19 protein-coding genes, 3 tRNA genes and 3 pseudogenes are annotated in these 20,016 nt (G+C 64.4%); 10 read left to right on the forward strand and 15 right to left on the reverse strand.

The features are described 5' to 3' along the window. Positions 1–473 precede the first annotated feature (473 nt). The 3 genes and pseudogenes from M3461_19570 (at position 474) to M3461_19580 (ending at position 1,390) form a co-directional block, all read left to right on the forward strand. Positions 474–641, forward strand: coding sequence for a hypothetical protein (locus M3461_19570; protein ID MDQ3776396.1), 168 nt, complete (start codon positions 474–476; stop codon positions 639–641). Between the two features lie 34 nt (positions 642–675). Next, on the forward strand, positions 676–1,110 hold the full coding sequence (locus M3461_19575) for a universal stress protein (protein MDQ3776397.1): 435 nt from the start codon (positions 676–678) through the stop codon (positions 1,108–1,110). 81 nt (positions 1,111–1,191) lie between these two features. Then, positions 1,192–1,390: pseudogene (locus M3461_19580) on the forward strand (metallophosphoesterase). A 62-nt stretch (positions 1,391–1,452) separates the two neighbouring features. Here M3461_19580 and M3461_19585 read toward each other — a convergent pair. The 6 genes from M3461_19585 to M3461_19610 all read right to left on the reverse strand — a co-directional run bounded on the left by M3461_19585 (position 1,453) and on the right by M3461_19610 (position 7,135). After that, complete coding sequence (locus tag M3461_19585) at positions 1,453–2,004, reverse strand: hypothetical protein (protein MDQ3776398.1); 552 nt, start codon at positions 2,002–2,004, stop codon at positions 1,453–1,455. A 67-nt stretch (positions 2,005–2,071) separates the two neighbouring features. Continuing rightward, positions 2,072–2,281, reverse strand: a complete 210-nt coding sequence (locus M3461_19590) for a hypothetical protein (protein MDQ3776399.1) — start codon at positions 2,279–2,281, stop codon at positions 2,072–2,074. A gap of 568 nt (positions 2,282–2,849) precedes the next feature. Then, positions 2,850–3,026, reverse strand: a complete 177-nt coding sequence (locus M3461_19595) for a hypothetical protein (GenBank protein MDQ3776400.1) — start codon at positions 3,024–3,026, stop codon at positions 2,850–2,852. 1,010 nt (positions 3,027–4,036) lie between these two features. Continuing rightward, positions 4,037–4,894: an SPFH/Band 7/PHB domain protein gene (locus tag M3461_19600; protein MDQ3776401.1), complete on the reverse strand. Its 858-nt coding sequence runs from the start codon at positions 4,892–4,894 to the stop codon at positions 4,037–4,039. A 25-nt stretch (positions 4,895–4,919) separates the two neighbouring features. Beyond that, the gene (locus tag M3461_19605; protein ID MDQ3776402.1) at positions 4,920–5,360 is read right to left on the reverse strand and encodes an NfeD family protein; all 441 of its coding nucleotides are present in this window, start codon (positions 5,358–5,360) and stop codon (positions 4,920–4,922) included. A 56-nt stretch (positions 5,361–5,416) separates the two neighbouring features. Then, positions 5,417–7,135 (reverse strand): hypothetical protein, encoded by a 1,719-nt coding sequence (locus M3461_19610; protein MDQ3776403.1) that lies wholly within the window; start codon positions 7,133–7,135, stop codon positions 5,417–5,419. A gap of 370 nt (positions 7,136–7,505) precedes the next feature. Here M3461_19610 and M3461_19615 point away from each other — a divergent pair. Then, positions 7,506–7,665, forward strand: a pseudogene (locus M3461_19615) (tyrosine-type recombinase/integrase). Positions 7,666–7,770: 105 nt separating this feature from the next. On the opposite strand, the gene M3461_19620 reads toward M3461_19615, so the two are convergent. From M3461_19620 to rpsU, 5 genes and pseudogenes are all read right to left on the reverse strand, one after another. Continuing rightward, positions 7,771–7,847 (reverse strand) — tRNA-Ile (locus M3461_19620). Positions 7,848–7,863: 16 nt separating this feature from the next. Next, a complete protein-coding gene (gene rpoD, locus M3461_19625) occupies positions 7,864–9,729 on the reverse strand; it encodes an RNA polymerase sigma factor RpoD (protein MDQ3776404.1) in 1,866 nt (621 codons plus the stop codon). 107 nt (positions 9,730–9,836) lie between these two features. Continuing rightward, positions 9,837–11,564 carry a DNA primase gene (gene dnaG / locus M3461_19630; GenBank protein ID MDQ3776405.1) on the reverse strand — a complete coding sequence of 576 codons (1,728 nt, stop codon included), beginning with the start codon at positions 11,562–11,564 and terminating at the stop codon, positions 9,837–9,839. 76 nt (positions 11,565–11,640) lie between these two features. Next, positions 11,641–12,090, reverse strand: coding sequence for a GatB/YqeY domain-containing protein (locus tag M3461_19635; GenBank protein MDQ3776406.1), 450 nt, complete (start codon positions 12,088–12,090; stop codon positions 11,641–11,643). Between the two features lie 58 nt (positions 12,091–12,148). Continuing rightward, positions 12,149–12,361, reverse strand: a pseudogene (rpsU, locus tag M3461_19640) (30S ribosomal protein S21). A gap of 76 nt (positions 12,362–12,437) precedes the next feature. Here rpsU and tsaD point away from each other — a divergent pair. Then, the gene (gene tsaD, locus M3461_19645; GenBank protein ID MDQ3776407.1) at positions 12,438–13,451 is read left to right on the forward strand and encodes a tRNA (adenosine(37)-N6)-threonylcarbamoyltransferase complex transferase subunit TsaD; all 1,014 of its coding nucleotides are present in this window, start codon (positions 12,438–12,440) and stop codon (positions 13,449–13,451) included. Positions 13,452–13,464: 13 nt separating this feature from the next. Here the strand turns inward: tsaD and plsY are convergent, their stop codons facing one another. Beyond that, a complete protein-coding gene (plsY, locus tag M3461_19650) occupies positions 13,465–14,061 on the reverse strand; it encodes a glycerol-3-phosphate 1-O-acyltransferase PlsY (GenBank protein MDQ3776408.1) in 597 nt (198 codons plus the stop codon). 65 nt (positions 14,062–14,126) lie between these two features. Between plsY and folB the strand changes: the two genes are divergently transcribed. The 4 genes from folB (at position 14,127) to M3461_19670 (ending at position 17,145) form a co-directional block, all read left to right on the forward strand. Continuing rightward, positions 14,127–14,516 carry a dihydroneopterin aldolase gene (folB, locus tag M3461_19655; protein MDQ3776409.1) on the forward strand — a complete coding sequence of 130 codons (390 nt, stop codon included), beginning with the start codon at positions 14,127–14,129 and terminating at the stop codon, positions 14,514–14,516. After that, complete coding sequence (gene folK, locus M3461_19660) at positions 14,488–14,979, forward strand: 2-amino-4-hydroxy-6-hydroxymethyldihydropteridine diphosphokinase (protein MDQ3776410.1); 492 nt, start codon at positions 14,488–14,490, stop codon at positions 14,977–14,979. The genes folB and folK overlap by 29 nt, the downstream gene beginning before the upstream one ends. A 71-nt stretch (positions 14,980–15,050) precedes the next feature. Beyond that, positions 15,051–15,124, forward strand: a tRNA-Gly gene (locus M3461_19665). A 578-nt stretch (positions 15,125–15,702) separates the two neighbouring features. Further along, a complete protein-coding gene (locus tag M3461_19670; protein ID MDQ3776411.1) occupies positions 15,703–17,145 on the forward strand; it encodes an MFS transporter in 1,443 nt (480 codons plus the stop codon). A gap of 140 nt (positions 17,146–17,285) precedes the next feature. Here M3461_19670 and nhaA read toward each other — a convergent pair whose 3' ends face one another. From nhaA to M3461_19685, 3 genes are all read right to left on the reverse strand, one after another. Beyond that, positions 17,286–18,698 carry a Na+/H+ antiporter NhaA gene (gene nhaA, locus M3461_19675; protein ID MDQ3776412.1) on the reverse strand — a complete coding sequence of 471 codons (1,413 nt, stop codon included), beginning with the start codon at positions 18,696–18,698 and terminating at the stop codon, positions 17,286–17,288. Between the two features lie 395 nt (positions 18,699–19,093). After that, the gene (locus M3461_19680) at positions 19,094–19,354 is read right to left on the reverse strand and encodes a hypothetical protein (protein ID MDQ3776413.1); all 261 of its coding nucleotides are present in this window, start codon (positions 19,352–19,354) and stop codon (positions 19,094–19,096) included. Next, complete coding sequence (locus M3461_19685; GenBank protein MDQ3776414.1) at positions 19,351–19,650, reverse strand: type II toxin-antitoxin system RelE/ParE family toxin; 300 nt, start codon at positions 19,648–19,650, stop codon at positions 19,351–19,353. The genes M3461_19680 and M3461_19685 overlap by 4 nt, the downstream gene beginning before the upstream one ends. A 243-nt stretch (positions 19,651–19,893) precedes the next feature. On the opposite strand from M3461_19685, the gene M3461_19690 reads away from it, so the two are divergent. After that, positions 19,894–19,967 (forward strand) — tRNA-Gly (locus M3461_19690). Positions 19,968–20,016: the final 49 nt, after the last annotated feature.

Genomic DNA, 20,016 nt, shown 5'->3' on the forward strand with positions numbered 1-20,016 from the left:
ACCGAGACCTACTGGGCGTTTCACAAGGCCCAAGAGCAGACGCGCAACCACCTTTCCCGGATGGCGAGCCACGACTTTCGAAAGGCCGCCTGACCCGTCCGCGCGTCGTTCTAAAAGAGCCGCACCCATCAAAGATCCGCCCGTGATCGCAAGATCCTCACGCATCTGGGCTGGTCCGCGCGGGCACCTCCCGAGCACCGGCGCGGCCCTTCGATCGATCCAACTGGCCTGATCCCGGCCGCGAACCCCCCTCCCATCCGGTTCCACTCCCTGAGCCGACAGCCCCCTTTGCCCTGCACTCGCGTGAGAGGCCAAAACGCCCCGGATCCGGGCGCCTCGGACCGATGAAGGGCCTGAAAATGCCACGATTCCAGGCCGAGGACGCGCGTGATTGACACCCCGCAGGTTCAGGCGTATCTTCCCTTTCGAGGAAAAAGGGCGTTTTAATCCTATACCTCGAGTTCGACGAGGTAGTGAAGCAGGCTTTCGGCCAGCGCCGCAAGACGCTCGCGAATGCGCTACGCGGCCTGCGCAGTCCCGAACAGACGCGGACGGCGGGGATCGATCCCGGCGCGCGCGCCGAGACGCTGTCTGCGGAACAGTTCGCGCGGTTGTCTAATGCCCCGTCAACTGTAAGTTGATGCTGCCCGGCCGTGACCTGAACGGAGGCGTCCTATGAGCTATCGCCACATCCTGACCGCGGTGGAGATGCACGATGACGACAAAGCCCTGCTGGCGCGGGCATGTGATTTCGCCCGGCTGTCCGGCGCCCGGCTGTCGGTGCTGCACGTGGTGGAGTACCTGCCGGTCGATCCGGCCGGCGACGCGTTGCTGACGACGTCGGTCGATCTTTCGCGCGAGCGCGCCAGCCAGGCGGAAACGCTGCTGCGCGATTGGTGCCGGGTGCTGGAGATCCCGGCCGAGCAGGCGCGGGTCGTGGTTGGCGCGGTCACTGCGGAAATCCTGCGCACTGCGAGCGAGTCCGCGGTGGACCTGATTGTCGTCGGCCACCCGCCGCGTAAAGGCCTGGCGAAGTTCTTCAGCCACACTGAGGAAGGCGTGGTCCACCGCGCGCCCTGCGACGTGCTGGTGATGCGTCTGGCGCAGTGAGGGGATAAGGGTCAGAGGTCAGGGACCAGAAGACCCAAGTTGGCATTTCGCTGATCTCTGGCCCCTGATCCCTGTCTCCTGATGTCCATTGGCGATGTGCAGGGTTGCTATGACGAGCTGCGGAGGCCGCTGGACCGCGTGGGATTCGATCCGGCCGCGGACCGGCTCTGGTTCACCGGCGACCTGATCAATCGCGGATCGCGGTCGCTGGAGGGTTCTGCGATTCGTGCGCGGGCTCGGCGAGCGGGCGGTCACGGTGCTCGCCAATCACGAGCTACACACTGCGTCGCGGTTTCCATCCCCGGCGCTTGGTCACGCGGGGATCCCAGGGCACAGATCGAGCTATTTCAGCCTAAAGGTGAGGGTGGCGGGATCAGTGAAAACGAGAGCGAACTTCACCTCGAACTCGCCTCGAGCTTTGTGGAATTCGTCGGTCCCCCCGGTGACCGGGAGGACGAAGCGCCCGGCCGTGAAGTCGTCATTGGTGACGATGCCCGACACCGTGATCTTGCCCCTGCCGAACAGCACGAACCCGATGGTGCAGAGATTCGCCCCCTGATGGGCCGGGCGGAGATCATCGGGGGTGTCGAACGGGCTCGTGGTGATGCAGACACCGCTGTTCCGGCCGGCCACCTCGCCGTCCTGGTAGCGGAGATCGTCGCTGAAGAGGTCCTGGCCCCCCACCCCGTTAGTGGTACTGGGTTCCTCGATTTCGGTGTCCAGGCCCAAGGTCCCTTCGCCGGCGTGGTCCCCGGTGAGGACGATTGTCTTCTCGGATTTCTTGCCGGAGGTGCCGCCCGCGAACGCCGAAGGCGTGGCGAGTCCCAAGCTGAGCACGATGGCGGAGATGACGCCGAATGTCTTGATGTTTGTAGGAAACGTATTCTGAGCCATTCTTACCTCCTGTGCGCCAGGCTAAACCGGCAGGCCGCCGATCAAACCCATGGCATTCTTCCTGGCCTCACCCGATGCGCTTCAATGCTTCGCCTTGCTCCCGCAGCAGTCGCGCCAGTTCCCGCAGTTTCGCCCGCGTGCCGCCCTTGTAAGCGTTCCTCGACACCCGCGCCTTACCCTCTTCGGACTTCGGCCCCGTCGAATGTTCCCAAGGTCGCCATTGGTGGATCGCTGCCGACTGCCGCGCCCGGTGTTCGGGTGTCCGGTGGTAGCTCATTGCTGCCCCCTGATAGTTTGTTCATTGTTTTCGGCCTGCATTTGCAATGGATTGATCCCGGCCGCCCGCTCGTGCCTGTTCGAGGTCCCGCGTCCCAAGTGGAATACTCGGGCTAGCCCGAACCACCGCCGCCTTGGTAGTTGCTTTCGCCTCGATTGCGCCTGCTCGCTCAGCCAAGGTGATAACGCTTTAGCGGTGATCGGCCCTCTCTCCGGGACTACCACCGCTTCCCACTGTACATCGTGATTAAATGCACAGCCATGATCGCGAGTCGCGACAAAATGTCGCACCCCTGTCTGCGTAACGGTCTGAAGCAAATGGCAACCAGGCGATCGAGGGGCTGTTACGATAGCCGAACCCCGTCGTTATCATCACCTCGCGGCCCGCCCCACCGCTCAAAAAAACCCCCGCGGTTACGGGGGTAATGCTGCTGGAAGCAACGACATGGCCCCATAACGCAACGGCAGGCCAACCAACCTATCGAATCCGTCAGGCACTCGGTCGTCCGGAGGGTACGATCGCGCTCACCTCGAAGCGCTCCGTTTGGGCCCGACCCCGCTCCCCTGCACTATTCAGACGTCGAGATCGATCCCGGTGGCTCCACCTCGCCGTCGCCGACGATCCACTCGACATCATTTACGGCATCGTCGGCCGTACGGCGGGTGGCGTCCACAGACTGCATCAGCACCAGGACCTGCTCCGGCCGGTGATCCACCGTACTGTAAACTGCCCAAAGCCTGGTCATCTCTGTTCCTCTTCTCGAGTGCTATCGTGTCCCGCCGAGACGCAGGGAAGAGGGCCAGCGCGCCGAAATCTGCGTGCAAGGCGTGGCCGGAACCGCCCAGCTCTTCCCCTTCGATGCCGTACACTCCGGCAGGCTCATCTACTCACCTCTAGCTGCGTATCCTCCTCGCTCCCACAAGCCCATAGCAGGACAAAGGCAGGCCAAGCTCCATGTCACGTCATATGCTCCTGGTCATCGGGATCCTCGACCACGCCTCTGCGCCGACCGCCGCCTGAGCCCCGCTCCCGGTCCCCAGGTCGCTACCCGACGCGTACTGCAGCGACCGAAACGCTCGACTGGCGGACAGCATAATGCGGTGGAGGCCGTTTGGGAATGCGACATTTTGTCGCGCGACAATATGCCGCAGCCACGGTGATTCGAGTCCAACATGGGTCTTGCGCGCCATCATGCGGCTTGCATCGCCGTGCACCGTTTTACGGGCATCATCGCGGGTACCAGTTACCGTCAGCGCCAGAGTTCGTAGGATGGGGTGAAGCCGATAGCCCAATCCTATCTTGCCCTTCGCCGATCTATGGGGTTCAGAGCGCTGTCCCGAAGCTAGGCGACTTTTGCAGCAAGGTGGAGGTCCGCTTTGTGGCCGATTCACCGCATGAGCAGTTTCGGAGACAAACGGCCGGAACGCCAAAAAAGCCGCTTCCCCCTACCTTTACGCCTTGCGGGTGCTCATCCGCGGCCTTACCGGAAGCGGGTTACGCGATAAAGCAAGCTAATCCGCCTTAATTAAGGTGCGTAAGGCCACGACCCACTATTCGGGGAGCGCGGTAGAGGCCCGCTTTTCGGAGGTTCTGGTAGGGTTCTATGCCACGGGGGCAAGGGTGGAGGCGAGCGGTTGCGAACGGGTCAAATGAAGGGGTGCGCGGCGCACCTACGACTTCCAACGGACGGCTTGCGCCGCCGTCCGGCGGAGGCCCCGGGGGAAGGGGGTCCGCATGACCGGCGCTCTGCCCCCCTCAGCCGCTGCGCCCGCGGCCGACGAGCGCGTGCAGGCTCTGCAGGAGATCGCCCGGCAGGAGCACGGTCTTGCCGCCCGGCGAAGCGGCGAGGTCGCGGATGGCGGTGATGTATTTTTCGCCGAGGAGGTAATAGGCCGGCAACTCGCGGTCCGAGATCGCCGCCGTCACCTTGCGGATGGCCTCCGCGGTACCGTCGGCGAGCGTCACCTGGGCCTCGGCGTCGCGGCGCGCAGACTCGAGGCGCGCCTCGGCCTGGAGGATCGCCGCCTGCTTTTCGCCCTCGGCCTTGGTGACCGCGGCCTTGCGTTCGCGCTCCGCGGCGGCCTGCTTCTCCATCGAGGTCTGCATGGTGGGCGAGGGCTTGATGTCCCGGATCTCGACGGATTTCAGCGTGAGCCCCCAGTCGGACACGTTGTCGGATATCGATTCCTTGAGCCTGGCCTTGATCGCGTCGCGCGAGGACAGCGCGCTGTCGAGGTCCATGTCGCCGATGATGGCGCGCAGGGTGGTCTGGGTGATGTTCGAGACCGCCATGCGAAAGTCGGTGATCCCGTACACGGCCTTCACCGGATCGGTGACCTTCACGAAGGCGATGGCATTGGTGATGATGACGGCGTTGTCGCGGGTGATCACATCCTGCTCGGGGATATCGAGGATGAGGTCCTTGGTCGGGACCTTGTAGGCGACCTGATCGATGTAGGGGATGACCAAGCACAAGCCCGGATTCAAGGTCGCATTGAACTTCCCGAGGCGCTCGACCACCCATTCCTCGCCCTGGGGCACGATGCGCACCCCCTTGGCGACGGTCACCAAAATGAAGACGAAGATGACGATGGCTACGATGGTGGGACCCATGACGTTCTCCATTTAATTCACCCCGCTAGTTGATCGGCTCGACTTTGAGCGTCTGACCGATGACATCCACGATGCGGGCGCGCTCGCCGCTCCGGATCGGCACATCGGCGATCACAGTCCACGTATCCGAACCGAGCACCGGTTTCTGAAAGCGGATCGTCCCGCGGCTCATCTCAGTGACGTCCTTGGTGATCAAACCGCGCTCGCCGATGACGGCCTCCTTGGAAAGGCCGGAGCGCGTGCGTTGCGGGGCCGGGAAGAGCCAGAACCATAGCGCGACGAGGATGGCCGACAGCGCGCCCCATAGACCGAACTCTTGCGCGAGCGTGAGGGGGACGAAGGCCTTGACCGCCCCGACCAGGCAGGCCGCGACACCGAACCAGAGAATAAAAAACGTCGGGCCCAACAGCTCGATGAGCATGAGGGCGAAGCCGCCCACGACCCAATACCACCACGGGATGTTCATGGACTCCCTCCTCGCCCAGGACACACGCCAGGGATCGGCAGCGCCCCGGCTCGACCTTACGGACCGCCCGGCAGGTCCGGGCAGGTCTTGCGGTAGGGCTCATCGCCCAGGTGCTCGCCCCATTCGTCGGCCGAGAGATTGCGGCTCACATGCCCGCAGCCCAGGGCCACCAGGTCTTCCGGCCGCCACAGCGACACGGCAGCGGCGTTGCCCGAAGCACTCGCGAGATAGCGGTCATCGGCGCTGAAGGCGAGGGCGAGGACCGGGGCGTCGTGCTGCGCCCGTCCGAGCGCCGTCCCATTGGCTGCGTCCCAGAGCCGCACGCTGTTGTCGAAGCCGGCGCTCGCGAGCGTTCGGCCATCGCTCGAAAAGGCCACGGCGCGGACCGAGTCGTCGTGTGCCATCTCGAAGAGCTGCTTGCCGCCCGCGACCTGCCACACCCGCACGGTCTTGTCGTGGCTCGCGCTCGCGAGGCGCCGCCCGTCGGGGCTCAGGGCGACACCCTGGACCGCGCCGCCGGGCTCCACTCTTCCGACCTCCTTGCCGCCCTGGATGTCCCAGAGCCGCGCGGTACCGTCCTGGCCGCCGGTCACGAGCAGGCGCCCATCGGCGCTGAGGGTCACCGCCAGGAGCCCGTCCTCCTCGTGCCGGACCCGCACCACTGATTGGCCATCCGCAAGCGCCCACACAGCGGCGCTGCCGTCCTCGCTCCCGGTCGCCAGATAGGCGCCATCCGGGCTCAAGGGGTCCGAACCAAAAGCCAGGGCCTTGACGGTGTCTTCGTGCTGTAAGGTCCGTTGCTCCGTCCCGGACGTCGCATCCCAGACGATCGCGCGTTGCCCGCTCGCGGTCGCCAAGAGCTTGCCGTCCCGGCTCAGGGCGAGGGCCTCGACCAGGGAAGGGTGGTCGAGCCGCTGTCGCTCGCGGCCGGTCTCCGTATCCCAGATCCGCGCGCTCTTATCCCAGCTCGCGGTCACCAAGAGCGCGCCGTCCGGGCCCAGGGCAACGCCCTGGACCAGGTCGTCGTGCCTCGCCTGTATGAGGGTCACCCCGGCCGTGGTGCGAAACACGTGGGCATGATTACCCGCGGCCGTGACCAAGAGCTTGCCGTCCAGGCTCAGCATGACGCCGACCATCGCCCAATAGAGTGCGGAGGCTGACCCCACCACGAGCACCGCCAGGAGACCGGCGCCAAGGAGGCGCTCCCGGCGCTGGCGGCGCAGATCATCTGCCTCGATGCCGTCCGGGGAGCGGCCGTGCAGCCGTGCGACGAGACCGACGATGGCGCCGCGAAAGCGGGTATGCCCGGGCAGGAGCCTGCGTTCCGCGCGCGCCCAGCGCAGGTCCACGACGAGGGGCCTGGCCTTGAACTTCCCTTTCAAACCCTCCGGCAGGGAAGGGGTGCGAGCCCAGTCAAAGTCGCCGACGGCCGGGTCCCAGGCGATCTCGCCCTCGGTCAGGACCAGGATCAGGTCCGCGATCGGATGGCCTTCGAGCCAGCGCCCGAGATGCGTTGTGACGCGCTCGGACTCGGCGGCGTCGCTGGAGGCGAGCAGGACGAACCTCCCTGCGTCCGCGAGCGCCTCGTCGGCGCGTCCCTGCCGGGCGCGCCCTGATAGTGGATTCTTGAACAGGGGGTTCGCGAAGGTCGTACCCCACACGTTCAAGGCCCTGGTGCGGTTCCACGGCCGGGCAAAACGCTCGAACGCCCGCTTCAAAGCCCGCGCCAGGCGCTTGTCACTCGGGTGGTAGGCGATATACACGTCGTACTGCACTTTTCCCCCTATCGTTGTGTGCGGTGTTCTCGGCCGTGTGCGTTGGCAGGACCATACGCATGGCACCTGAGGTCCATCGCCCGGCGCCGCGCGTCGCACGTGCCGGTGCCGCCGAATGCCCGCGGCGCGGGCCGAGTGATCTTACCCCCAGGCGCCGCGGGCGTCTCGCGGGGCGTCGGGGGCCGATCCCTCGACCTCCTCGGGACCGTCGCCTGCTCGCGTGACCGGTATCGAGACGACGAGCGTGGGGTGCGGCCACTTGAACGAGAGTCGAAAAGCCACCATCGCAGATGATGCCAAGTGGCTGAAGCAGTTGGATCCCTTCATAGGCGATCTGGCCCTCGATGCCGTCCATATGGGCGCCCTCACCCGGCAGGCACGTGATCGTGCGGGGCTACCTCAGGTGCGTGTTCACGATCTCAAGCACACGTTGGACGGCCTTGCGCGCGGCCGGCGTGAGCTTTGAGGACCGGCAGGACTTGTTGGGACACAAGTCCGGGAGGATTACGACGCATTATTCGGCGGCCGAGCCATCGAATTTACGACGCGGTCAATGCAGTATGCGGGACAGAGTCCCGCAAAACTCCCGCATTGGTTTTGCTACGAGGCCGAGTATGCGTAACCTATTGTTTTAATGGTGGGCCCGGTAGGACTCGAACCTACGACCAAGGGATTATGAGTCCCCTGCTCTAACCGACTGAGCTACAGGCCCCAGCGACCGGCGGCGCTTAATCCAGGAACGTGCGCAGTTGCTCGGACCGGGATGGATGCCGCAGTTTGCGCAGCGCCTTCGCCTCGATCTGCCGGATGCGTTCGCGCGTGACGTCGAACTGTTTCCCCACCTCTTCGAGGGTATGGTCGGTGTTCATGTCGATCCCGAAGCGCATCTGCAGGACCTTGGTCTCCCGTGGCGTCAGGCCGGCCAGCACCTCGCGCGTGGTGCGGCACAGCCCCTCGAAGGTCGCGGAATCGACGGGCATCAAAGTACCCTGATCCTCGATGAAGTCGCCCAGGTGAGAGTCTTCGTCGTCGCCGATCGGGGTCTCCATGGAAATCGGCTCCTTGGCGATCTTCAGCACCTTGCGGATCTTGTCCTCGGGCATGTCCATGCGCTTCGACAACTCCTCGGGTGTGGGCTCCCGCCCCAGCTCCTGCACGATCTGGCGCGACACGCGATTCAGCTTGTTGATGGTCTCGATCATATGGACCGGGATCCGGATGGTGCGGGCCTGATCGGCGATGGAACGGGTGATGGCCTGGCGGATCCACCACGTCGCATAGGTCGAAAACTTGTAGCCGCGTCGATATTCGAATTTATCGACCGCCTTCATGAGCCCGATATTGCCTTCCTGGATCAGATCGAGGAACAGGAGGCCGCGATTGGTGTATTTCTTGGCGATCGAAATGACGAGGCGCAGGTTGGCCTCGACCATCTCCTTTTTCGCGCGCCGCGCCTTCGCCTCGCCGATCGACATGCGCCGGTTGATCTCTTTGATCTCGGAGATAGTCATACCCGTGCCCTTCTCGATGGCGACGAGCCGCTTCTGGGCCTGGGCGATATCCTGCTCATGTTGCCCGACGGCGGCGGCCCAGGGCCTCTGAGACCGCCCCAGGCACCTGACCCATTCGAGGTTCGTTTCATTGTTTTGAAGCGCACTGATGACGTCCTTGCGCGGGATCCCGACGCGCTGCGTGCACACATCGAGGATGGCGCGCTCCTGGTTGCGGATCCGGTCGACCACCTGCCGAACCTCGCCGCTCAGTCGCTCGGTCAGTTTCGGAACGAATCGAAATTCCAGGACCACGGCGCACAACTGTTCACGGAGCTTGACCGTGCGTGGCTCGCTGCGCCCATGGCGTTTGATGGTGGCGCCGAGCTTCGCGTGTAACCGACGCAGGTGCTCGAACTTCTCGCGCACATCGTCGGCATTCAACTGACCGCTCAAGGGGTCGGCGTCCTCTCCGTCCGCGCGGCCGTCGACCTCCTCTTCCTCCTCCGCATTCGCCTGACGGACACGCGTACGCTGCTCGATCGGACCGGGCTCGGCGTCGCCGGCAGCGAACCCGCTCAAGACCTCGCTGAGCTTGATCTCCCCCGCCACGACCCGGTCAAACTCGCCGAGGACCGTATCGACGACACTCGGGAAGTCGGCGAGCGCCGAGAGCACCTGGTTCAGGCCCTCCTCGATACGCTTGGCGATGGCGATCTCACCTTCGCGCGTCAAGAGGTCCACGGTCCCCATCTCACGCATGTACATGCGCACCGGGTCGGTGGTGCGCCCGAACTCCTCGTCTACGGTCGCGAGCGCCGCGGCCGCCTCGTCGGCGGCGTCTTCGTCGGCCGCGATCGCGGCCTCTCCGCCCAGAAGGAGCGATTCGATGTCCGGGGCCGTCTCGTGGACAGAGATCCCCATGTCATTGATCATGCTGATAATATCTTCGATCTGCTCGGGATCGACGATGCCTTCCGGGAGGTGGTCGTTGACCTCGTGGTAAGTCAAGAACCCCTGTTCCTTCCCTTTCGCTATCAATCGCTTGAGCTGCGAGCGCTCGTCGCCGTTATCGATGTCGTCGAGGGTTTCCATGGTGGCCATAATGTAATATCAGCTAGTTAAGACCATCAACCGAAGTATAGTTTGGCCCGCCACCCCCGCCAGGTTGCGCGTGACCGGCCAAGCCCGAGACACTCAAAACCTTAATTTTATTTGATCTGGCCGATGCTCGCCAGTCCCGGCGCCTGGGCACCTGCCCCCTGTGTCAGCTCCTCCACGGTGGCCTGATGTCGGCGCGCGTGGGCGGCCTGCTCCTTTAGCCGCTCGAGGGCGCCCAAGAGCTCGCTAGACAGGCCTGCCGCAGGGACCAGGATCTCCTGGGACGCCAGCTTGCTCAGATAGGTTCCCTGCTCGCTGTCGCGGTACCGTTCCAGGATGGCCGCGCAACCGATGCCGGGGTTGGCATGCAGCAAGCCCAGGATCTCCACCAGGAGATCGACCCCCGGACGGGGCACGCCGGCCAGGTCCTGGACGCTGTCCGCCGGCACGTCGAACGCCAGGCTGGGCTCATGCAACAGGGTCGCGATGGCCTTACGCACCAGCGAGGGCACCGCGCGTTTCGGCTCGCCCCTGCTCGAAGTGGAGCGTGGACGGCTACCGGGTGACAGCCAGCGGGCCGCATCCGTGCGTGCCCGGTCCGACAGGTGCTGCGTCAGGAGGTCGCGCAGGGGGCCGCGCGGCACAGTCGCGACGAGCGGTGCGGCGATCTCCAGGAGGCGCGCCTGTCCCTCGACGCTGCGCGGGTCGACGCGTGCCGACAGGGTATCGAAGAGGAAGGTGGACAGGGGCGTAACGGCCTCGGCTCGCTCGAACAGGCCCGGGCCCTCTGCACGCACCAGAGAGTCCGGGTCCTCGCCGTTCGGCAGGAACAGGAACGCGACCGAGCGTCCCTCGCTCAGGTAGGCCAGGGCGGTTTCGAGCGCCCGCCAGGCGGCCCGGCGACCGGCTTCGTCGCCGTCGAAACAGAAGACCAGATCGGGCACCACGCGGAACAGGCGACCGAGGTGCTCGCGGGTCAGCGCGGTCCCGAGCGTTGCCACCGCGTTCGTGATGCCGTGCTGTGCCAGCGCCAGGACGTCCATGTAGCCCTCGACCACGAACAGGCGCCTGGGCTTTTCGTGACCCTTGAGCGCCTGAGGCAGGCCATAGACTTCGCCGCCCTTGTGGAAGATCGGGGTCTCGGGCGAGTTCAGGTACTTGGGTGAGCCCTCGCCGATCACGCGGCCGCCGAAGCCGATAACGCGGCCGCGCGGATCCTCGATGGGGAACATCACCCGATCACGGAAGCGGTCGTAGCAGGCCCCGTCGTCCTTGCGGGCAAGCATGCCGCCCCGCACCAGGGTATCGACGCGGTCCGGATCGGTGCCGAGGCCGCGCAGCAAGTGGTCCCAGCCGGGTGGCGCGTAGCCGATCCGGTAGGAAACCGCGATCCGGTCGCTCAGCCCGCGCTGCTTCAGATAGGCGACGGCCGGGCCCGCCGCGGGATGCTGCCTGAGTTGTGCCGCGAAGCATTGGGCCGCTTGTTCCAGGGCCGTGTATAGCTCCGCGTGCCCCTGCCGGCGTACGGGGCCGGTGTCCGTGGGGATCTCCAGCCCCACGCGGTCGGCGAGCTGGCTTACGGCCTCGACGAAGCCGAGGCGGGCGTGCTCCATCAGGAAACGGATGGCGGAACCGGTGGCGCCGCAGCCGAAGCAGTGATAGAACTGCTTATCGGGATTGACGTTGAAAGAAGGGGTCTTCTCGCGATGAAAGGGACACAGGGCCTGGTAGCTGCGACCGACCTTCCTGAGCGGCAGGTGGGCGTCGATCACCTCGACGATGTCCACCCGCGCCAGCAACTCGTCGATGAAGGATTGGGGGATGCGCCCGGCCGCCATCTGGACCCCTCCCAGGGGAGTAGATGCATCGCCGCCCGAAAACAGGGGGCGGGTATCGTCGGGGGCAGGGCCGCGTCTAGCCGGCCAGCCGCTCTTTGACGAGCCGGCTCACCTCGCTCAGATCGGCCCGACCCTGCAACCGTGGCTTCAGGACCCCCATGACCCTGCCGACGTCGCGCAGGGACTGCGCCGCGATCTCCTGGATGGCCTCCCCTACGAGGGCTGCGATCCGCGCCGCATCGAGCGGCGCCGGCAGGTAACTCTGCACGATCTGGAGCTCGAAGGCCTCCTGTCCGGCCAGGTCCGCGCGCTTCGCCTCCGTGTAAATGACGAGCGACTCCTTGCGCTGTTTGCTCATCTTGTCGAGGACCTGTAAGACTCGAGCATCGTCCAGGCTCACGCGCCCATCCACCTCGCGCTGCTTGATGGCCGCGAGGATCAGACGCAGGGTGCCCAGCCGCCGCTTGTCGCCCGCCCGCAACGCGGCCTTGGTGTCGTCGTCAACCCGACGCTTCAGCGTGTCCATCGGAAGTGGGCCGCCTACCGCCACGCATGAAGCGGCGGGGGGGCTTGCGCTTCTGACCGAAGGCCGGGGTGAACCGGGCCTGGCTACGGGCCAGCTTGCGCTGCCAGCGCTTCACGGCCGCGGCCGCCTTGCGCTTGCGGATCTGGGTGGGCTTTTCGTAGAACTCCCGGCGGTGGACCTCGGAGAGGACACCGGCCTTCTCGCAGGCCCGCTTGAAACGCCGCAAGGCGACGTCGAAGGGTTCGTTGTCTCGCACTCTGACCGACGGCATGGATGTTCTACTCCTCCACCGCATGACAAAAGAACGCATTATAATCCGATCCGAGCAAAGAGACGAAAGGGTAGCGATGCGCGTCCTCGGGATCGAGACCTCGTGCGACGAGACCGGCGTGGCCGTCTACGACTCGGCGCGCGGGCTTCTGGGCCACACCGTATTCAGCCAGGCCGCGCTGCACGAGGTTTACGGCGGGGTGGTCCCGGAGCTGGCGTCCCGCGACCACGTGCGCCGTCTGGTCCCCTTGGTGCGGGAGGTGATGCGGCAGGCGGGGGTCTCGGGCGCAGACATCGATGGGGTTGCCTACACCGCGGGCCCTGGCCTCATCGGGGCCTTGCTGGTCGGGGCGTCGGTGGCCAGGGCCCTGGCGTGGGGGTGGGGTGTGGGGGCGATCGGCGTGCATCATATGGAGGCGCATCTCCTCGCCCCCATGCTCGAAACCCCGGCACCGGCGTTTCCGTTCCTGGCGCTCCTGGTGTCGGGGGGCCATACCCAGCTGGTGGCGGTCAGTGATGTGGGGCGCTACCGGGTACTGGGAGAGTCCCTGGACGACGCCGCCGGGGAGGCCTTCGACAAGATCGCCAAGCTGCTCGGTCTCGGCTATCCCGGCGGGCCGCCCCTGGAGCGACTGGCACAGTCCGGGCGCGCCGGGCGTTACCGTTTCCCGCGGCCCATGACGGACCGGCCCGGCCTCGATTTCAGCTTCAGCGGGCTCAAGACCCACACCCTTATGACCCTAAGCCATACCGGCTCCGATTCGGACACCCGCGCCGACATCGCGCGAGCCTTCCTGGAGGCCGTCGTCGATACCCTGTATATCAAATGTCGCCGCGCCTTGCGCGAGACGGGGCTCCCGCGGCTCGTGGCCGCGGGCGGGGTGAGCGCCAACCGCGCGTTGCGCGGCCGCCTCGCCGGGCTCGCCGAGGAGCTGGGCGTGAGCGTCCACTACCCGCGTCCGGAGCTCTGCACGGACAACGGGGCCATGGTGGCCTATGCGGGCTACCGCCGCTTGTCGCGAGGTGAGCGCTCCCCCCTCGCCTTCGAGGTGCGGCCACGCTGGCCGCTCGAGGACTTGACCTCCCGCTAGCCCGTCAACGCCGCTACTCGCGCAGGGCCCCGATCTTCCTTTCGGTGCCGGCCCAGAGATTCCGGATATTGGAACGGTGCCGCCACAGGATCACGGCGGCCATGGCGGTCACCGCCACGAGGTAAGAGGGGCTCGGGTGCACTAGGGCCACGGCGACCGGGCTCAGGGCCGCGGCCACGAGGGCGGCCAGCGACGAATACCGGAACAGGCCCGCGACCGCGAGCCACAGGCCCATGAACACCAAGCCGGCCTGCCAGGCGAGCCCACATAGGACCCCGATGAAGGTCGCCACACCCTTGCCACCCTGAAAGCCGAAGAACACCGGATAGAGGTGCCCGAGGAAGGCCGCCGCCCCCATCGCCGCCAGGGTCGAGTCGGCGACCTCCAACCAGTGGCCGAAGGCGAGCGGCAGGAGGCCCTTCAGGAGATCTCCGGCGAGGGTGAGCGCCGCCGAAGCGCGGCCGGCGATGCGCAGCACATTGGTGGCGCCGGGATTGCGGGACCCGAGGCTGCGGGGGTCCGGGTAGCCCCCCATCCGGCACACGATGATGGCCGAGGACAGCGAGCCCAGGAGGTAGGAGAAGCCGATCAACAAGACCCGCAGCAGCATGGCGTTATTGGAGATCGGGGGAGCTTGACAGGTCAAGCGGCCATCGGGTTAAGTGGGCAGCCCCGATGGACATCATCTACCTCCGTGATCTCCGCATCGACACCGTCATCGGCGTGTATCGCTGGGAGCGGGAGATGAAGCAGACGTTGGTGATCGACTTGGAGCTCGGCACCGATATCCGCCCCGCGGCGAAGAGCGACGCAATCGCCGACACCCTGAGCTACAAAGACATCGCCAAGCGCGTGACGGCCTTCGTCGAGCAGAGCCGTTATCAGCTCGTCGAGGCGCTGGCGGAGGCCGTGGCCCGGCTGGTCCTCGACGAGTTCCCGGTGCCGTGGTTGCGCCTGTCGGTCAACAAGCAGGGGGCGGTACGCGGGGTGCGCGATGTGGGCGTGGTCATCGTACGGCACCGGTTGGAGGACGGGGATGCCGAGGGTCTACCTCGGGATCGGTAGCAACGTCGCGCGCGAGGCCAACATCGCGGGCGCCCTAGAGTCGCTCCGCGAGTGCTTCGCCCCGCTCACGGTCTCGCCCGTCTACGAGAGCAAGGCGGTGGGCTTCGACGGTCCGAGTTTCCATAACCTGGTGGCGGGCTTCGATACGGATCTAGACCTCCTCGCCCTGCACGGCGAGCTGTCCGAGGTTGAGCACCGGCATGGGCGCCGTCCCGAGACGCCGCGCTACGCGCCCCGCCCCCTCGATCTCGATATCCTCTTGTATGGGAACCGGGTGTTCCGCACCAACGGCATCGAGGTGCCGCGCCGGGATATCCTGGAGTACGCGTTCGTGCTCCGGCCACTCGCCGACATCGCCCCCGATCTGCGCCACCCCGCGAATGGCCGGCGCATCGCGGACCTGTGGCAGGCCTTCGACCAGACGGCCCAGCCCCTATGGCCGATCCCGCTTGCCCGTCGCTAAAGCGAGGCCCCCGCCCCGACTCCGCCGTTGACTGGCAGAGGCGATCCAATAGAATGATGCCTTGCCCCGATGCGGGTGTAGTTCAATGGTAGAACATCAGCTTCCCAAGCTGATAGCGTGGGTTCGATTCCCATCACCCGCTCCATATAACTCCCTGAGTTTCAAGTGGTTTTCTGAGTAGCCGCAGATGGTCCCCATCAGGGCGGTGCATTGTCGGCTGCGCCCAATGCAAGGTAAGCCGCGTGAGGGGCCAGTAGTGGCGAGGTCTTGTCCGAGGGCGTTGGCTCGGTTCTGGTCCAGCCGTAGTGCGCCGGGCCTTCCACCATCGCCGCGTGAACGGGGTTGTTTTGAATGTAACGCATGCAGGTGAGGAGGTAGAACTCCGCCATGGATAATGGAGAACTTGTAGCGGCTGTCCCACAGCGTACCCGGGCGGCGGTAGTGCGTGTTGATGTACTGCACGTAGCACCGTCCCAGAGAGGTGATGAGCTTGGGCACCCTCTCTGCCCTCTTGGGGATGAACAGCAGGTTGTCGCACACAAATCGAGCCTGGCCGAGCCTGGGCCCTTTTAATAACTATCTCATCGGTATTAACATCACCAACGCGGAACTGAGCGGACCAAATCCCAAGCTGGCCAAATTTCATGGCGACTGGATTACACACTCCTTCCGCAACGACAGAAGACTTGATCAACTTATTTCACGTGATTCCTAACGCGACCCATGAGTGATTCGAGCAGCTCTATCCAAACCCAAGTGCCGGCGCGCCTGGACCGGTTGCCCTGGTCGCGCTGGCATTGGCTCGTCGTCATCGGTCTCGGAACGGTCTGGATCCTCGACGGGCTAGAGATCACAATCGTCAGTGCTGTCGCGGGGCGCATCACCGAGCCTGGCAGCGGGCTTGTGCTTTCTGTGTCTCAGATCGGTTTTGCGGCTGCGGTCTACATTGCCGGCGCGGTCACCGGGGCATTGTTCTTTGGCTATTTGACTGACCGTTACGGACGCAAGAAACTCTTTCTCATCACGCTGGCGGTTTATCTTGCAGCGACCACGCTGACCGCATTCGCGTTCGACGCCTGGTGGTTTTACCTCTTTCGCTTTCTCACCGGCGCCGGAATCGGCGGCGAGTATGCGGCGATCAACTCCGCCATTGATGAGCTAATTCCCGCACGAGTGCGCGGGCGGGTGGACCTCATGATTAACGGCTCATACTGGCTCGGCACCGGTTTCGGCGCCGCGCTTTCCGTGGTCTTGCTCGATACGAATATTTTTCCCGCCGATGTCGGTTGGCGGTTCGCCTTCGGTCTGGGCGCGATACTTGGGCTCGGCATCCTGCTCGTGCGCCGCAACGTCCCGGAGAGCCCGCGCTGGCTATTTATCCATGGTCGCAAACAAGAAGCCGAAGAGCTGGTCGCCACAATCGAAAAAAGCATCGAGGCGGAATCGGGCAGGCCGCTTCCCAAGCCGCAAACGACGATCACGATTTGCCCGCGCAAGACGATCGGCTTCGTCACGATCGCGCGAACACTGTTCACGCTCTACCCGAAACGCTCGCTGTTGTGCTTTTCGCTGTTTACCGGCCAGGCTTTTTTGTACAACGCCATCTTTTTCACTTACGTCCTGGTGCTGACAACATTTTATGGTGTTCCCTCGGGCGACGCGCCGCTCTATCTGATTCCGTTCGCGATCGCCAATTTCCTCGGACCCGTGCTCCTCGGACCACTGTTCGACACGGTGGGAAGACGCGTGATGATCTCCGGATCCTATATTCTGTCAGGAATATTGCTGACAATCACAGGTTATCTCTTTACTGAAGGCGCGCTGACTCCGTTGACTCAAACTGCGGCGTGGATGGTCGTGTTCTTTTTTGCATCGGCCGGAGCGAGCGCGGCTTATCTGACGGCCAGCGAAATCTTTCCGATAGAGACGCGAGCGATCGCGATCGCTTTTTTTTACGCGATCGGCACTGGCGTGGGCGGGATCACCGGGCCGCTTGTATTCGGGAATCTCATTGAGTCCGCCGAGGCCGCAAACGTGCTCGTCGGCTACCTGATCGGCGCCATTCTCATGATCGCCGCGGGACTGATCGAAGCGTGGATCGGGGTGGATGCCGAGCGCAAAAGCCTCGAAGATATTGCCCGACCGCTCACTGAGATGCAGGAATGAGAGCGGCGCGGCCGAAGACTCAGGACCACGTTTGAGATGGAAGATCGGCCGGCCTGTTGGTGGGTCTTGGTGAACTGGCGGCAAAGCCTTCTGTTGCGGGCGAAAAACATCATTGATGTCGCCACAGCAAGAATTAAAAGCTAAATCGTATCGTCACCCGCTTTCGAGTTTCGCAGTGGCGGACGCCGAGGCGATGCACCGAAGGCGAGCCACGCAAGCCCAATAAGCGCGCTGGCGAGCGAGGCAAAGAGGATGCCGATCTTCGCTAGCTCGAGATGCTTAGGATTGTCAAAGGCGAGCTGGCTGATGAACAGCGACATCGTGAAGCCAATGCCGCCCAGCCAAGCGGCACCGAGCAGGTGGCGCCACCCGACCTCGGGCGGCAGTCGGCCTACTCCCAGCCGGATCGCAAGCCAACTAAATCCGCTGATGCCGGCGAACTTGCCGAGCAGGAGGCCGAGCGCAATGCCGAGGGTGATAGGATGACCCAGGTTGCTCACCAGATCGGCATCGCGAAAATCAATGCCCGCGTTCGCGAAAGCGAAGAGTGGCAGAACGACGAAGGTTACCCAGGGGCTCAGCCCGTGCTCCGTGCGATGTAGCGGGCTTTGGACGGCTTTCGAGTCGCGCTCCAGGTTGGCCGCAATCGTGGCCATATCGTGACTGCTCAGCGGTTCGCTGGGCGTGCTGGTGTCCTCGGCGTGCGCCCGGAAAGCCGCCAGCAGCTGGGAGACCCGCGCGTGAAACCGCTCGGGCGTGCGTGCCGGGCGCGCCGGGATCGTGAAGGCCAATAGGATGCCGGCAATCGTCGCATGAATGCCCGAGCGCAGCATGAAATACCAAAGGATAACGCCAAACACCCAATAGGGTAGCTGCTGGCGTATACCTCCCTGGTTGAGCAGCATCAGGACGCCCCATGTTGCGGCCGCGCTCACGAGGGCGCCGGTGTCCAATGCATCCGTATAAAAGATTGCGATCACCAGTACCGCACCAAGGTCGTCGGCGATTGCCAGCGCCATCAAAAAGACGACCAGGCCGCGCGGCACTCGCCAGGCAAGTAAGACGAGTATGCCAATCGCAAATGCAATATCGGTCGCCATGGGGATGCCCCAGCCACGGGCCGCCGGGGACTCGGGGTTCAACGCCAAGTAGATCCCGGCGGGTACAACCATTCCGCCGATGGCCGCAACGATTGGCAGGGCCGCATCCCGGAGCGACGCCAGTTCGCCGACGAGCACCTCGCGCTTGAGCTCCAGCCCGACGAGGAGGAAGAAGAGCGCCATGAGTCCGTCGTTGATCCAGTGATGGAGCGTTTGCTTGAGGGTCCATGCGCCCATGCCAATGCTCATGGGCTGCTCCCAGAACTGGGCGAGCGACTCCCCGAGCGGGGAATTCGCGGCGATCAGCGTCAGGACCGTTGTTCCAATCAGCACAAGGCCGCCCGCCGTCGCGCGACGCAAGAAGTCTTCAAGTGGGCTCAGAATACGGCCGAATAGTTGCTCCAGCGGATACTGGTCAAACACCTTTGTTGCCTCGGTAGGACGGACGTTCATATTCTCTTGGCTCGGTAAAGTGACGTGCACATGGGAGTCACAGGAGCACTTGCGGGCCAGCCGATTTATATTCCCGCTAATTATAGGGGGCGCCGGAACGAACCGCGCTTGGCCATTCGCCGTGCGGCGTCGGCCGCGCCAAGCGCCTGGTTGGTCGGGAAAGGGGTTAGCAGCGGTGAGGTGTGTCGGAGGGCGTTGGCCCGGTAGCGGGCCCAACGGTTGCCCCTAGGATCACGAAGGAACCGCACCGTCTCGCGATCTGATGCGGTTCGCAAGGGGTCACCGCATTCTACGGCACTACGGCACTGACTGCGGCTTTCACAACGTTATCGTCCTGGCATCACAGCTGGCCAGGATCGCGGGGTGCTGGGCATTGCTGGCTCTGCTCCCGGCCATCACTCTTGTTCGGGCAAGATGGCGATTTGGTCGAGGCGCTGTTCCAAATCAGCACGGCTTATGGTCTTCTGGGCGCGTCGGCGCTCGATCAGTGTCCAAAACTTCTCGCTGCTCCCTAGTTGGAGTTGGTCTTCATCCATGCCTGCCACGCCGACAATGAGTGCAATGGGCCTACCCTTATGCGTGACGACGACCCGCTCGTGTTGAGCGTCGGTAACAGACCCCTCCAACGTCGTCTGTCCAATATCGATCACCTTCACAGTACTTCCTCCGTCGTCTTGTGCGGCGGCTTGTGGCGAATGGCACGAATCGTAACCACAGCGGCAGCTTCATCCACATCATAGAAGACGCGATAGTCGCCGACCCGTAATTGCCAGAAGGGTTCGAGGTGCTCCCACGGCGGTACCAAACCCATCAGCCTTTTCCGGTTTCGCGTCGCCACCATCGGCGCATGCGTTAACTGAGCTTCGATACGATCCAATAGGTGTTTCCGATCGTGGGCACGGAGAGTCGCTAGATCCTCGACAACGGTTTCAGCGTACTCGATGGTATTCAAGTTCGGGATTCGCCGTGCACCCCACCCGAATAGATCAATGCCACATGGTATCAAGCTATCGCAGAAACTTCCAAAGGGTAACCGGATTCAGGAAACGCCGGCGGATCGGCGACCTCTGGCAGGCCTTCGATCAGGCGGCCCAGCCACCGTGGCCGAGCGACCATGGCGGAGCGAGACCCCCTGCCCGCCCTGACTCCCCCGTTGACTGGCGGTGGCGATGCAGTAGACTTCCGGCTCGTCCATGCGGGTGTAGTTCAACGGTAGAACATCAGCTTCCCAAGCTGAGAACGTGGGTTCGATTCCCATCACCCGCTCCACTAGACCGCTTACCGGGCTGGCTCGCACCGGCCGCGTGCCGGCGTACGC

The sequence above is a fragment of the Pseudomonadota bacterium genome, assembly GCA_030860485.1.
Taxonomy (GTDB): Bacteria; Pseudomonadota; Gammaproteobacteria; order JACCXJ01; family JACCXJ01; genus JACCXJ01.